The sequence below is a fragment of the Streptomyces albireticuli genome (genome assembly GCF_002192455.1).
In the GTDB taxonomy this organism is placed as follows: domain Bacteria; phylum Actinomycetota; class Actinomycetes; order Streptomycetales; family Streptomycetaceae; genus Streptomyces; species Streptomyces albireticuli_B.
This window is the reverse complement of record NZ_CP021744.1, coordinates 3,689,292-3,702,743: the sequence shown is the minus strand read 5'-3', so window position 1 is coordinate 3,702,743 and position 13,452 is coordinate 3,689,292. Positions and strand designations below refer to the sequence as shown.

The 13,452-nt window shown below is 72.9% G+C and carries 14 protein-coding genes, 1 tRNA gene and 1 pseudogene; 7 read left to right on the top strand and 9 right to left on the bottom strand.

All coding sequences use genetic code 11. The annotated features are described in order from the left end of the window. Position 1 precedes the first annotated feature (1 nt). The 3 genes from SMD11_RS15855 to SMD11_RS15845 all read left to right on the top strand — a co-directional run bounded on the left by SMD11_RS15855 (position 2) and on the right by SMD11_RS15845 (position 3,251). Positions 2 to 625, top strand: a complete 624-nt coding sequence (locus tag SMD11_RS15855; RefSeq protein WP_087927076.1) for a LysE family translocator — start codon at positions 2 to 4, stop codon at positions 623 to 625. Positions 626 to 697: 72 nt separating this feature from the next. Further along, the gene (locus SMD11_RS15850; RefSeq protein ID WP_087927075.1) at positions 698 to 1,945 is read left to right on the top strand and encodes an ATP-grasp domain-containing protein; all 1,248 of its coding nucleotides are present in this window, start codon (positions 698 to 700) and stop codon (positions 1,943 to 1,945) included. 4 nt (positions 1,946 to 1,949) lie between these two features. Further along, positions 1,950 to 3,251: an MFS transporter gene (locus tag SMD11_RS15845; protein ID WP_234366055.1), complete on the top strand. Its 1,302-nt coding sequence runs from the start codon at positions 1,950 to 1,952 to the stop codon at positions 3,249 to 3,251. 77 nt (positions 3,252 to 3,328) lie between these two features. Here SMD11_RS15845 and SMD11_RS15840 read toward each other — a convergent pair whose 3' ends face one another. Next, a complete protein-coding gene (locus SMD11_RS15840) occupies positions 3,329 to 4,681 on the bottom strand; it encodes a transcriptional regulator (RefSeq protein WP_087927074.1) in 1,353 nt (450 codons plus the stop codon). A 549-nt stretch (positions 4,682 to 5,230) separates the two neighbouring features. Between SMD11_RS15840 and SMD11_RS35460 the strand changes: the two genes are divergently transcribed. Continuing rightward, on the top strand, positions 5,231 to 5,374 hold the full coding sequence (locus SMD11_RS35460; RefSeq protein WP_159395306.1) for a hypothetical protein: 144 nt from the start codon (positions 5,231 to 5,233) through the stop codon (positions 5,372 to 5,374). A 66-nt stretch (positions 5,375 to 5,440) separates the two neighbouring features. On the opposite strand, the gene SMD11_RS15830 is transcribed toward SMD11_RS35460, so the two are convergent. The 4 genes from SMD11_RS15830 to SMD11_RS15815 all read right to left on the bottom strand — a co-directional run bounded on the left by SMD11_RS15830 (position 5,441) and on the right by SMD11_RS15815 (position 7,291). Beyond that, positions 5,441 to 5,527, bottom strand: a tRNA-Ser gene (locus tag SMD11_RS15830). Between the two features lie 90 nt (positions 5,528 to 5,617). Further along, positions 5,618 to 6,139, bottom strand: a complete 522-nt coding sequence (tadA, locus tag SMD11_RS15825; RefSeq protein WP_087927072.1) for a tRNA adenosine(34) deaminase TadA — start codon at positions 6,137 to 6,139, stop codon at positions 5,618 to 5,620. 152 nt (positions 6,140 to 6,291) lie between these two features. Then, positions 6,292 to 6,840: a hypothetical protein gene (locus tag SMD11_RS15820; RefSeq protein ID WP_087927071.1), complete on the bottom strand. Its 549-nt coding sequence runs from the start codon at positions 6,838 to 6,840 to the stop codon at positions 6,292 to 6,294. Positions 6,841 to 7,036: 196 nt separating this feature from the next. Continuing rightward, entirely contained in the window at positions 7,037 to 7,291 is a 255-nt protein-coding gene (locus SMD11_RS15815) for a hypothetical protein (protein ID WP_087930535.1), read from the bottom strand. 201 nt (positions 7,292 to 7,492) lie between these two features. On the opposite strand from SMD11_RS15815, the pseudogene upp reads away from it, so the two are divergent. Beyond that, positions 7,493 to 8,127 (top strand): annotated as a pseudogene (gene upp, locus SMD11_RS15810) (uracil phosphoribosyltransferase). 113 nt (positions 8,128 to 8,240) lie between these two features. On the opposite strand, the gene SMD11_RS15805 reads toward upp, so the two are convergent. After that, positions 8,241 to 8,897, bottom strand: a complete 657-nt coding sequence (locus tag SMD11_RS15805; RefSeq protein ID WP_087927070.1) for a LytR C-terminal domain-containing protein — start codon at positions 8,895 to 8,897, stop codon at positions 8,241 to 8,243. 137 nt (positions 8,898 to 9,034) lie between these two features. After that, the gene (locus tag SMD11_RS15800; RefSeq protein WP_003986294.1) at positions 9,035 to 9,331 is read right to left on the bottom strand and encodes a type II toxin-antitoxin system VapB family antitoxin; all 297 of its coding nucleotides are present in this window, start codon (positions 9,329 to 9,331) and stop codon (positions 9,035 to 9,037) included. 88 nt (positions 9,332 to 9,419) lie between these two features. Between SMD11_RS15800 and SMD11_RS15795 the strand changes: the two genes are divergently transcribed. Next, positions 9,420 to 10,994 (top strand): helicase HerA-like domain-containing protein, encoded by a 1,575-nt coding sequence (locus tag SMD11_RS15795; RefSeq protein ID WP_087927069.1) that lies wholly within the window; start codon positions 9,420 to 9,422, stop codon positions 10,992 to 10,994. A gap of 27 nt (positions 10,995 to 11,021) precedes the next feature. Here SMD11_RS15795 and SMD11_RS15790 read toward each other — a convergent pair whose 3' ends face one another. Further along, entirely contained in the window at positions 11,022 to 11,639 is a 618-nt protein-coding gene (locus SMD11_RS15790; RefSeq protein WP_087927068.1) for a helix-turn-helix domain-containing protein, read from the bottom strand. Positions 11,640 to 11,834: 195 nt separating this feature from the next. Between SMD11_RS15790 and SMD11_RS15785 the strand changes: the two genes are divergently transcribed. Continuing rightward, complete coding sequence (locus tag SMD11_RS15785; RefSeq protein ID WP_199843891.1) at positions 11,835 to 12,530, top strand: B3/4 domain-containing protein; 696 nt, start codon at positions 11,835 to 11,837, stop codon at positions 12,528 to 12,530. Between the two features lie 14 nt (positions 12,531 to 12,544). Here the strand turns inward: SMD11_RS15785 and SMD11_RS15780 are convergent, their stop codons facing one another. Continuing rightward, positions 12,545 to 13,147, bottom strand: a complete 603-nt coding sequence (locus SMD11_RS15780; protein ID WP_087927067.1) for an HhH-GPD-type base excision DNA repair protein — start codon at positions 13,145 to 13,147, stop codon at positions 12,545 to 12,547. Positions 13,148 to 13,452: the final 305 nt, after the last annotated feature.

Below are 13,452 nucleotides of genomic sequence, written 5' to 3'. Positions count from 1 at the left end.
TATGGTCAGCATGCATGCCGTGGTGGGCATGGCGGTCATCGCGCTCGGCCTCGTCCTCACCCCCGGCCCCAACATGATCTATCTGGTGTCCCGTTCGGTGACCCAGGGCAAGCGGGCCGGACTGGTCTCGCTGCTCGGCGTCGCCGCGGGCTTCTTCGTCTACCTCCTGGCCGCCATCGCCGGCATAGCCACGCTCTTCACGCTGGTGCCCGCCGTCTACACGTCCGTGAAGCTGGCGGGCGCGGCGTATCTGCTCTGGCTCGCCTGGAAGACGCTCAAGCCCGGCGGCACCTCCGCCTTCGACCCGAAGCCGCTGCCCCCGGACCCGCCGCGCAAGCTCTTCACGATGGGTCTGGTCACCAACCTCCTCAACCCCAAGATCGCCATCCTCTACATCTCGGTGCTGCCGCAGTTCGTCGAGCCCGACAAGGGCTCCGTGGCGCTCCAGAGCCTTCTGATCGGCCTCACCCAGATCGTCGTCGCGGTCACCGTGAACGCCCTGATCGCCCTGGGGGCCGGCTCCATCTCCACCTTCCTCAAGAACCGTCCCCGGTGGCTGAACATCCAGCGCTATGTGATGGGCACCGCGCTGGCCGGGATCTCGGTACGCGTGGCCATGACCTGAGGCGCGGCCGCCCGGCACGCCCCTCGCCCCCCTTCCTACGAGCCCTCGTACGACAACAAGCGGAGACAACTGATGTTTCGAGTAGCGTGGATCGGCGGCCGCCCGGCCCCCATCGCCGGCGCCAAGGACCTGGGCATCGACATCGTGCTCGTCCACGAGGAGGGCCTCTACGAGCCGTCGATCGCGGAGCACTGCGAGCGCGTCGTGCACGCCCCGATCACCGACGGCCCGGCCATCCTGGACGTGCTGCGCCCGCTGCACGAGGAGCGTCCGTTCGACCGCGTCCTCACCACCTCCGAGCCGGCCGGCGTCGCCTGCGGCCACGTCGTCGACGCGCTCGGCCTGCCCGGCGTCGGCGAGGAGACCCAGCGGGCGCTCAAGGACAAGGCGCTCACCCGCGAGCTGCTCGCCAAGCACGACCTCAGCCCCGTCCGCCACCAGGTGGTGCACAGCGCCGAGGAGGCCGCCGAGTTCGCCGCCTCGGTGGCCGGGCCGGTCGTCCTCAAGCCCGTCGACGGCGCCGCCAGCCGCCACATCAACCGGGTGGAGGGGGCCGAGGAGGCCGTGCGCGCCTGGGAGTCCATGACCGGGGCCGGCCTCACCTCGGCCCTCGCCGAGGAGTTCCTCTCCGGCCCCGTCGTCAGCGTCGACGGCTTCTCGCTCGGCGGCCGCCACCTGGTCATCGGCTACTCCGAGTACCGCATGAACGACCGCTTCGTGGAGTGGGCCGTCAGCACCCCCAGCCGGGTCGCCGTCCCGTACCTGGCCGAGCTGCGGGACATGACCGCCCGGCTGCTCGACGCCGTCGGCCTGACCGAGGGCCCCTCGCACACCGAGTACGTGCTGACCCCGAACGGCCCCCGGGTCCTGGAGTCCCACGCCCGGCTCGGCGGCCACGCCATGCAGCACCTGGTGAACCGCGCCTTCGGCCTGGACCTCGCCCGGATGATGCTGACCGTCCCGCTGGGCATCGACGAGCTGCCGCTCACCCCGCCCGAGCCGGTCGGCGGCGCGGCCATCCAGTTCTTCGTCCCCGAGCCCGGCACCGTCGAGGCCGTCGAGATCGACGAGGACGTCGACGCCGTCGTCCGGCGCGTGCCGCCGGGCGAGCTCACCGACGCCTACCTGCCGCTCCTGCACGAGATCACGGGCCACGACCGGGGCGTGGTGATCGCCCGCAACCCCGGGGACACCATCCCGCCGCTGCGGACCGTCGCCGACTGCTGCGCGGGCTACATGCTGGTCTCGGGCGCCGACGGCGCCGACGCGGTGGCGCGGTGCGACGTGATCGCCCGCCAGGTCCGCTTCCGAACCGCCTGAGCCCGTGACGTCTCCCTCGGACACCACCTCCGCGACGGGCGCGGACGGCGCGGCGGCCTCCCCGGAGGCCGCCGCGCCGGTGCGCGGATCCGTCTTCGCCCTCAAGGACTTCCGGTACGTCTTCGCCGCCGGGGCCACCAGTAAATTCGGCACCCAGATCAGCTATCTGGCCGTCCCGCTGCTCGCCGTCACCGAACTCGACGCCTCCTCGGGTCAGGTCGGCGCGCTCGCCGCGCTGAGCACCGTCGCGTTCCTGCTGATCGGCCTGCCGGCCGGCGCCTGGGTCGACCGGATGCGCCGAAGACGCCTCCAGATCACCGCCGACGTGGTCCGCGCCGCGCTCTTCGGCTCGATCCCGGTGGCCTGGTGGCTCGACGCCCTGACGCTCTATCAGCTCTACGCCGTCGTCCTGATCGGCGGCGTCGCGACCGTCTTCTTCGACGTCTCCAACCAGAGCTTCCTGCCCCACGTCGTGGGCCGCGAGCGGCTCGGCGAGGCCAACGCCCGGCTGATGAGCGCGGAAGCCGTCAACTCGGTCGCCGGCCGGGGCGCCGGCGGCTACCTCGTCCAGCTGATCACCGCCCCCTTGGCCATCGGCGTCAACGCCGCCACGTACGTGGTCTCCGCGCTGTGCCTGCTGCGGGTGCGGCGCCCCGAGCCCGCCCCGAAGCGGCAGCCCGGCCGCCACCTCGGCCGGGAGATCCTGGAAGGCGCCCGCTTCGTCCTCGGCCACCCCCTGCTGCGCCCGATAGCCCTGGAGGGCGCCGCCACCAACCTGGCCGTCCAGATGAGCCTCACCCTGCTCCCGGTCCTCTTCGTCCGCGAGCTGCGCCTCTCCGAGGGCGTCCTCGGCGCCTACCTGGGCCTCGGCGGCGTCGGCGCCTTCCTCGGCTCCCTGTGCGCCCGCGCCATCGGCCGGAAGCTCGGGCACGGCCGCGCGATGTGGGTGATCGGCCTCGCCGTCGCCCCGATGGGCTGCCTCATCGCCCGCCTGGACCGGGGCCCCGCGCTCTGGGCGGCCGCCCTCGCCTGGCTGGCCATCACCTTCAAGATCGGCTCGGACAACGTCATCAAGGTGACCGCCCGGCAGGAACTCACCCCCGACCACCTCCTCGGCCGCATGAACGCCACTTTCCGGTTCCTGGTGACCGGCGCGCTGGCGGTGGGCTCGCTCCTGGCGGGCCTCCTGGGCGAGTTCGCGGGCCTGCGCGCCGCGTTGTGGACGGGGGCGGGGATCATGGCGGTGAGCTGGCTGCTGATCTTCTTCTCGCCGCTGCGGTCGATGAAGGAACTGCCGAAGGCGTGAGGGCGGGGGCGTAGCCCCGGCCCGTGCCCCGCCCGTGTCCGGCCGTCCGCCCGGCGCGGGCGGCCGCCCTTCGGGCGCTACGCCGCCGCGACGAACTCGCGCGCCCGCTCGTCGAAGTCGGCCACGAGCCGGTGCGCCCCGAAAGGCCGCATCCGCCGCTGGAGGTCCTGCACGGCTTCTACGCAGCGGGAACTCTTGACCTTCCGCGAGAGGGCGAGCGTCCGCAGACCCGCGGCGTGCGCCGAGTCGAGGTCCCGTCGTTGCAGGTGCGAGACCGCCAGCGCGGCCTGCGACATCGCGCCGCGCCGGGCCCGCTCCTGCCGCTTGGCGAAGTCGATCGACCGGCGGGCGTGCTCCGCCGAGGTGCCGGCGTCACCGAGGTCCCGGAAGGTGTTCGCGTGCTCCCCGTGCAGATACGCGGGGTCGATGAACGCCGCCCAGTCCGGCTCTTCCCCCGGCCGTACCCGCTCGTACTCCTTCTCCGACGCCGCGACCGCGCGTGCCGCCGCCTTCTTCTCGCCGAGCAGCGCGAGAGCCCGGCCTTCGAGGCACCACAGGTCCGCCAGGCAGGCCGGGGAGGTGGACTTCGCGAGCCCGTGCCTGCCCGCTTGCGCGAGACGGCGCCCTTCGGCCGGGTTCCCGAGCAGCGTCGCCTGATCGGCCATGCCCGCCAGGACGTGCGCCCCGAGAGCGACGTCGCCGGACTCCTCCGCGAGCCTCAGCGACTGAATGAGGTACCGCTGCGCCGTGCCGTTCTCACCGTTGTCATAGGCCATCCACCCGAGCAGGTACGTCTGTTCGGCCGCCGCCTGGCAGAGGGCCCGGCGGACGTCCTTCGTGTGCGTGCGGCGGAGCAGCGGGTAGACGTGCTGGGTCATGTACTCGGCCAGGACCAGGCGACCCGAGCCGCCGCCCTGGAAGATGTCCATGCGCTGGAACGTGGTGAACATGTTCCGCACCGCCGTCACGTCCTCGGCGCGCACCCGGGGGCCGGACTCCGGTTCCTGGTCGAGGGTGCTCAACAGCCAGTCCCGGGAGGGGCCCACCCCGGCGACAGCGATGAACGGCGCTGCTGCGAGCAACTTGCGACGGTCCACGTCCGCTCTCCCCAAGTCGGCGACTGTTTCCACCGTAGCCGCGTACGAGGCGTTGTACACGAGTGCGTCGTCGGCGGTCGTGCTGTCCCCGAGCCCGAGGTCGTACGTCGTGATCCGGTACCCGAAATGCTCGGAGAACACGTCCGCCAGGATCTCCGGGAGCGGTCGGCGGGGCGCCTCACCGCGCAGCCACCTGCGCACGCCGGTGCTGTCGGGCGCGATGTGCGGCTGATGCCGGAGGGCCGCCGCGGCCTTGACCCTCCGCGCCAGCTCTCCCCGGCTCAGGCCGGACCGGGCGAGCACCTCGGCAAGCTGTTCGTTCGGCGACCTCATACCCCGGCCTCCATGCGAGCGGTAGGGGAAGCGACAGGCTTCGACACCCCTCACGACGGTACCCGCGCCGGGCGCCGCCGTGTTGGTTGAGCACAGGAACTGAACTCCTGGCGAAGGGAGTACGAGGCCGTGACACCAACGGACGAAGTGAAGAGTACGGGCGGGCGGGGCGGTGGCAGGAGCGTCGCGCGAGCGTGGCTGAGCCGGTTGACCATGGCGTACGGGACGGACGGGATGGTCGTCGTGAAGCCGGACCCGGGCGACGCGGGCCCGGAGCACGCCCCCGTACCGGAACCCGGGGCCGTTGTGGACGTGCGGGATGCGGCCCGCAGGGGGCACGCATGATGATCCCGCCACCGGCCTTCGGCCTCCCCGCGCTGCGGCCGCGCGCCGTGGCGGACACGGCCGCCCTCGGCAGGCGTGGTGCGGGAGCGGAGGGGCCCGCACCGGGGGCCGGGGCGCGGGACCCGCAGGGAGGAGCGTCGGACGACCATCGCACCGATCGGCGGGACCGAGATGTCCGGTAACGACGATCAGGATTTCGACGACGTGTTCGAGCTTCTCCACGAGATCACCCCCGAGGGCTACAAGAGCGAGATCGTCGGAGGAGCCATCCTCATGTCGCCGCCGAGGCATACGCACTGGGCCGTGATGGGGATCGTTCTCGCGACGGGGAGGTTCCCCCGGGGCTGAGGCCCGCCCCGGCATACGAAAACCGCCTCCGATCTGCTCGCGCAGATCAGAGGCGGTTTACTGAAGCGGTAGCGGTGGGATTTGAACCCACGGTGGAGTTGCCCCCACACACGCTTTCGAGGCGTGCTCCTTAGGCCGCTCGGACACGCTACCGAGAGAGAGCTTAGCGGACGTTGGGCCGTGCTCTGAAATCGCGTCCCGGAGAGGGGCCCGCGAGGGGTCCCCGGAGGGTCTCCCGCGGGGTCAGAGGGTGCGGAAGAAGTCCGTGAGCAGGGCCGCGCAGTCGGGGGCGAGGACGCCCTCGATCACCTCGGGGCGGTGGTTGAGGCGGCGGTCGCGGAGGACGTCCCAGAGGGAGCCGGCCGCGCCGCCCTTCTCGTCGGCCGCGCCGTAGACGACCCGGTCCAGGCGGGAGAGGACGATGGCGCCCGCGCACATCGTGCAGGGCTCCAAGGTCACGACGAGGGTGCAGCCGGACAGCCGCCACTCGCCCAGGACCCGCGCGGCGTCGCGGATGGCGAGGACCTCGGCGTGGCCGGTCGGGTCGCCGGTGGCCTCGCGTTCGTTGCGGCCGCGGCCGATGACGGAGCCGTCCGGGCCCAGCACGACGGCGCCGACCGGGACGTCCCCGGTGCCGGGGGCCAGGGCGGCCTCCGCCAGGGCGGCCCGCATCGGGGCCCGCCACGGGTCCCGTACGGGGTCGGGGTCGGCTGCGGGACCGGGCCGGGGGTCGTGCCGGACGGGGCCGGGAACGGCTTCGCTCATCGCACCAGTGTGCGCGAGGGCCGTGCCCGGGTGCGCGCGGGCACGGTGTCCGGCCGTCGTGCCCGGCGGCTGGGGCGCCGACGAGGAGCCGTCCCCGCGGGGGCCGGGCGGGGACGTCACGGGATGCGGCCGCGCGGGCGCGGCGGCGGCCGTCAGCGGACGGCCTCCAGGACGTCCGTGCAGCCGAGCAGGTCCGCGATCTCGCCGAGGGCGTCCTCGCTGAGGGCGTTGAGCTCGCGCTCGCCCATGCCGAGGTCGGCGAGGATCTGGCCGTCGCCCAGCGGCCCGGCGGGCACCGGCGGGGCGGCGTCCGGGGCGTCGGCCTCGTCCTCCGCCGGCTCCGGTTCGCCGTCCTCCGTGCCGTCGAGGTCCGGGAGGCTGTCCAGGTCCTCCGTGATGTCGTCCCGGCCCAGCAGCTCGTCGGCCAGCAGGGCCCCGTAGGAGCTCCGGCTGGCCGCGGCGGCGTCCGAGAGGTAGATACGGGGGTCGTCCTCGCCGTCCACCCGGACGACACCGAACCAGGCGTCCTCCTGCTCGATGAACACCAGGACCGTGTCGTCGTCGACCGCGGTCTCGCGGGCCAGGTCGGCGAAGTCGGACAGGGTTTCCACGTTGTCGAGGTCTGTGTCGCTCGCTTGCCACCCGTCTTCGGTGCGCGCGAGCAGTGCGGCGAAGTACACCGTGACTCTCCCACTGGTCATAGGCGTTGCCGGGCCGGACGGGGACCACCCCGCCCACTCGGAATCGTGGCAGAAAGCGGGCCGTTGCGAGAGGTCTTCCGCGCTGCGTCGTGCAGCAGTCCGAAGAGATGTGCCTCACGTGGGGGCCTTACGGACGACATCGGGACGGGCGTGTCACCCCCGGACCACCCCGGATCACCGCCGGACCACCCCCGGATCACCACCGGAAGGTCCGCATCCGCATCTGCTGGCGCATCCGCGCGGCCCGGGCCCGGCGGGGCTGCACCCGCTCCCGGAGCTCCTTGGCCTCGTTCAGCTCGCGGAGGAACTGGGCCCGTCTGCGTCTGCGCTCCGTGTCGCTCTCGCGCCCGGGAGCGTCTCCCGCGGCGCCTCCCGCGGCGCCCGGGGGCGGATCCGCCGGGCCCGCCCGGTCCGCCGCGTCGGGATTCTCGTGGGTCTCTCGGTCAGCCATGGGCAGCACCACCTCGCGCCGAGGTCCTCGCCCGGCGAGACAGACCGGGCGTACGTGCCCACTTTCCCCCTAAGTGGTGGTTTGATGCCAGTGCGGCGACAGACCTGTCGGAGACTTTGAACGTTCATCGGCTCCCCATGGGAGGCGCCGGTGCCGACCGCGCGGGAGCTGGTGCCCGAAAGCTCGGTTAATGTCGGTGTCATGCGGATCCACGTCGTCGACCACCCCCTGGTGGCGCACAAGCTCACCACCCTGCGCGACAAGCGCACCGACTCCCCCACCTTCCGGCGTCTCGCCGACGAGCTGGTCACCCTGCTCGCCTACGAGGCCACGCGCGACGTGCGCACCGAGGAGGTGGCCATCGAGTCCCCGGTCACGGCGACCACCGGCGTGAAGCTGTCCCACCCCCGCCCCCTGGTGGTGCCGATCCTGCGCGCCGGCCTCGGCATGCTCGACGGCATGGTCCGGCTGCTGCCGACCGCCGAGGTGGGCTTCCTGGGCATGATCCGCAACGAGGAGACCCTCAAGGCGGAGACCTACGCGACGCGCATGCCGGAGGACCTCTCGGGCCGCCAGGTCTACGTCCTGGACCCGATGCTCGCCACCGGCGGCACCCTGGTCGCGGCGATCAACGAGCTGATCGAGCGCGGCGCGGACGACGTCACGGCGATCACCCTGCTGGCCGCCCCGAGGGCGTCGAGATCATGGAGCGCGAGCTCGCGGGCGCGCCGGTGACCGTGGTCACCGCCTCCGTGGACGAGCGCCTCAACGAGGACGGCTACATCGTCCCGGGCCTCGGCGACGCGGGCGACCGCATGTACGGCACCGCGGGCTGACCCACCCGCCGCACCACCAGCACAGCGCGAAGCGCGTACGGGCCGGCCTACCGCCGGTCCGTACGCGCGTGTGCGGCCGGGCGCGCGGGGTCACGTGCTCCGCGCCCCGTGCTTCAGCACTTCGCCGGGGTCTCCATCGGCTTCGGCTGCCCGCCCAGCGCCGTCAGTGCCCGGTCGGCATCCTGCCGCGGCGTGAGCTCCTTGAACTGCGCGCCGATGATCAGATCGACCTCGCCGTTCGTCCGCTGATCGTTCTTGACCTGGGTGCCGGCGAGCTGTGTGCCGAGCACCTTCAGCGCCCCGTCGACGGCCTCCGGGGCGCCCAGCAGCAGCCCCGTGCCCTCGACCTTACGGTCGTAGAGGGCGGGGGCGTTCTCCCACTTGCCGACCTTGAAGCCGCGCTTGCGGAGCTCGTCGGCGGTGGCCTTGGCGAGCCCGCCGCGTGGTGTGGCGTTGTAGACGTTGACGGTGATCTCGTCGGGCTTCGGCAGTGCCCTGGGCACGGCCTTGCAGTCTTCCTTGCCTTCCTTGCCGCTCTTCGTGCCCTGCGTTCCCTTGCCGTGCGCCGCCTGCGTCGTCTCGTCGGCGCTGCCGCCCGAGAAGACGTCGACGAGCTGGAGCGTGCCCCATCCGGCCAGCGCGAGCGCCGTGGCCGCGGCGGCCACGGCGAGCACGATCCGGCGGCGGTTTCTGGGGCGGCGCATGTGCGGGAACCGACGGCCCGTGATGCGGTACTTTCCACCCATGCCGGGAGGGGTGAGCATGCTCATGGGCGCAGCGTAGTGCGGGGTGGGGCCGCTGCCTACTAAATGATCAATGGGTTGCGCGCGCCCCAACCCGAAAGGCCGAACAACGGCCGGAAACCCTCCGGCGGCAGCCTGTTCGAGGGCCTGGGGCCCGTTCGAAATCAGCCCAGTTCGAGCACGCGGGCGTGCAGCACCTGGCGCTGCTGGAGCGCGGCGCGCACCGCGCGGTGCAGGCCGTCCTCCAGATAGAGGTCGCCCTGCCACTTCACGACGTGGGCGAACAGATCGCCGTAGAACGTCGAGTCCTCGGCCAGCAGGGTCTCGAGGTCGAGCTGCTGCTTGGTGGTCACCAACTGGTCGAGCCGCACCGGGCGGGGGGCGACGTCCGCCCACTGCCGGGTGCTCTCCCGGCCGTGGTCGGGGTACGGCCGCCCGTTTCCGATGCGCTTGAAGATCACACGGAAAGCCTACCGGGCAACCGGCTCCGAGCGCAGCCACGGCACGGGAGTGCGAAGGTGACAATCAGCCGCATACCGGGAGTGATGCATGAGCCGCAGCCCTTCTTCCCCGGCCCCTTCCGGCGCCGATTCCGTCACACGCATCGCCGAGGGCTACGTGTTCGAGGGACCCGCGCTCGATCTGGGCGCCCTGCTCTGGCCGGACGGCACGGGCCTGGGCTGCCGGCCCGACGTCCCGGTGCGGGTGCCGCTCGCCGTGCTCAACCGCCACGGCCTCGTCGCGGGCGCCACGGGCACGGGCAAGACCAAGACCCTCCAACTGCTCGCCGAACAGCTGTCCGACCAGGGTGTTCCCGTCTTCCTGGCCGACATCAAGGGCGACGTCTCCGGGATCTCGGCCCCCGGCGCCGAGGGCGACAAGGTCCGGCAGCGGGCCGCGGAGGTGGGGCAGGACTGGTCACCGGCCGGCTTCCCCACGGAGTTCTACGCGCTCGGCGGCATCGGTACGGGCGTACCGCTGCGCGCGACGGTCACCGACTTCGGGCCCGTGCTCCTGGCCAAGGTCCTGGGGCTCAACCCGACGCAGGAGCAGTCGCTCGGCCTGATCTTCCACTACGCGGACGGCAAGGGCCTGGAGCTGATCGACCTCAAGGACCTGCGGGCCGTCGTCGCCTTCCTGACGTCGGACGAGGGCAGGCCGGAGCTGAAGGGCATCGGCGGGCTGTCCTCGCAGACCGCGGGCGTCATCCTGCGCGCGCTCACCGCCTTCGAACAGCAGGGCGCGGGGCCGTTCTTCGGCGAGCCCGCGTTCGACACGGCGGAGCTGCTGCGCACCGCGCCGGACGGGCGCGGCACCGTCTCGGTGCTCGAACTCCCGGCCGTCCAGGACCGACCGCAGCTGTTCTCGACGTTCCTGATGTGGCTGCTCGCCGACCTCTTCCAGGGGCTGCCCGAGGTCGGCGACCTGGACCGGCCCAAGCTGGTGTTCTTCTTCGACGAGGCGCACCTGCTCTTCAAGGGCGCGTCCAAGGCGTTCCTGGAGTCGATCACGCAGACGGTGCGGCTGATCCGTTCGAAGGGCGTCGGGATCTTCTTCGTCACGCAGTCGCCGCGCGACGTGCCCGCCGATGTGCTGGGCCAGCTCGGCAGCCGGGTGCAGCACGCGCTGCGGGCCTTCACGCCGGACGACGCGAAGGCGCTCAAGGCGACGGTGTCGACGTTCCCGGTCTCGCCGTACGACCTGGAGGAGGTGCTCACCGGGCTCGGCACGGGCGAGGCGGTGGTCACGGTGCTGAGCGAGAAGGGCGCGCCGACGCCGGTCGCGGCGACCCGGCTGCGGGCGCCGCGGTCGCTGATGGGGCCGGTGGACGCGGCGGCGCTGGAGGGCGCGGTCCGGGCGTCGGAACCGTACGGACGTTATGCACAGGCTGTGGACCGCGAATCGGCGTACGAGAAACTCACGGCGGCGGCCGGGGCGGCTCCGGCCGAAGCGCCGCCGGAGGAGCCCGCGAGGCGGCCGGAGGCGAAGCGGCCGGAACCCTCGCTCGTCGAACAGGTCGTCGGCAGCGGTGTGTTCAAGTCCCTCGCCCGCTCGGTCGGCACCCAGATCGGCCGGGAGATCACCCGTTCGCTCTTCGGCACGACCCGCCGGCGCCGCCGCTGAGACCGGGGCGAACGATCGGGGCGGGGGTCAGGGTACGAGCACGACGCCCGTGTAGACGACCTCCTCGCCGGTGCGGTTGGCGTAGCCGTGCGGGTGGTCGCCCGCCATGCGCAGCCCGTGCCCCTCCGGCAGTACGGTCTCCTGCCCGCCGACCGTGACGGTGAGGGTCCCGCTCAGCACGTGCAGGAGCTCGACCGTCCCCGCGAGGTGGGCCTCGCTGTGGTGCTCCTCGCCGGGCGCGAGCCGCCAGTGCCACAGCTCGGCGCCGACGGGCTGGGCGGCGCCGGTCAGCAGCCTGCCCGTGCCGCCGTCCGGGCCGGTCCACAGCACCGGCTGCTCCTCGGGCGGCGACGGCGCCAGGAGCGGCGTCGCGGGCTGCTGGAGCAGGTCCGTGAGCGGCACGGCGAAGGCGTCGCAGAGCCGGATCAGGGTGGCGAGGTTGGGGTTGGAACGCCCGTTCTCCAGGGCGACGAGCATGCCCTTGCTGACGCGCGCCCGGGCGGCCAGGGCGTCCAGGCTCCAGCCGCGCTCCTTACGGAGCGCGCGGGCGCGGGCGGCGACCGCCTCCATCACGGTCCGGTCGTCGCCGGGCCGCCCCGGGGCCCGCTCGTCACCCGGTCGGTCGTCCGCCGTGCTGTCGCTCATCCCTGCCGTCCGCCCTGCCGCTCGTGCTCGTGAAGACGCGTCCGGTGGAGACGCGCGTCGAGGAGACGCTACGCAACGAAGCCGCGCGAAGCCGCCTCGGAGGGCTTTTCCCCGGCCACGGTCATTCGATGCTACCGTCGATTTCATCAAAGCGACTGATCTGAAGTGAACGTGTTCCGGAAAGCGGGTGCCCCCATGACCATGGATCTCGACGCGGTGGCCGGGAGCGTGCGGGTCGACGAGGCCGTGCGCGCGCTGCGGCCCGACCTCGCCGTCCTGGTGATCGCCGCGGACGGGCTGCCGACGGGCCCGACCGACGCCTGGTCGCGCGGCCTGCTCAAGGAGGCCGCGGACGGCGCCGCCGGGCTCGACGTGACCGCCGAGCCGCACATCGCCGCCTGGCGGCAGGCGTACACCGCGTTCGGCGCCAGACCTGGCCGCACCCGCAACAGCGCCGAGGCCCTCGCCCGCCGGGCCGCCGCCGGCCTGCCCGAGGTCAACCTCCTCGTCGACGCCTACAACGCCGTCTCCGTCGCCCACCGTCTCCCGGTCGGCGGCGAGGACCTCGACGCGTACGCGGGCGCCCCGCGCCTGGTCCGGGCCGTGGGCGACGAGCGCTTCGACACCGCCGCGAGCGGCGAGCCGGCCGTGGAGCACCCCGAGCCCGGCGAGGTCGTCTGGTGCGACGACCTCGGCGTCACCTGCCGCCGCTGGAACCACCGCCAGTGCGTGCGGACCCGGATCACGGAGACCACGACCCGCGCGCTGTTCCTCCTCGAACGGCTCGACCCCATGCCGCTCGACGCGCTCGACGCGGCGGCCGAGGACCTCCTGGCCCGGCTGCGTGAGCGGGCCCCGGAGCTGCGCGCGGTCACCCGCCTCGTCCGCTGACGCCCGGCGGGGGCTCACCCCTTGGCGCCCCCGGCCTCCTTGGCCGCCTTCGCCGCCCGCTTCATCTCCTGCTTGTGCGCCCGCACCTTGGTGAGCGACCCGGGCCCGGTGATGTCCGCGACCGAGCGGTACGACCCCTCCTCGCCGTACGCCCCCGCCGCCTCCCGCCAGCCCTCCGGGCGCACCCCCAGCCGCTTGCCCAGCAGCGCCAGGAAGATCCGGGCCTTCTGCTCACCGAACCCGGGCAGCGCCTTCAGCCGCCCCAGGAGCTCCTTCCCGCTGTCCACGTCACGCCACACCGCGCTCGCGTCCCCGTCGTAGTGCTCCACGAGGTACTGGCACAGCTGCTGGACCCGCTTGGCCATCGACCCCGGGTAGCGGTGCACGGCCGGCTTCTCCGACAGCAGCGCGGCGAACGCCTCGGGGTCGTACGCGGCGATCTCGTGGGCGTCCAGGTCGTCGTGGCCCATCCGCGTCGCGATCGTGTACGGGCCGGAGAAGGCCCACTCCATGGGGATCTGCTGGTCGAGGAGCATGCCGGTGAGGGTGGCGAGGGGGCTGCGGGTGAGGAGGGCGTCGGCGTCGGGCTGCTGCGCGAGGTGAAGGGTGTCGTCCATCTTTCGATGATCAGCCCTGGGGGCGGGGGCGGCACGTCTTGGTGGGTGCGGGGTGGGGGTCGGGGGCGGGGTTGCGCCTGCGGCGGGCCTTTTTCCCCGCCCCGCCCCTTCCCGGAACCGGGGGCAAGCCCCCGGACCCCCGGTTCCGGGCAACAAATCAGCCCGTCTGGGGGCACCTCCCAGCGGTAGCTGGGGGAGTTTGAGGACCGGGGTCCGGGGCGGAGCCCCGGTTCGGGAAGGGGCGGGGTGGGGAAAAGGCCCGCCGCAGGCGCACCCGCCGCACCCACCCCCACCCGCACCCGCCG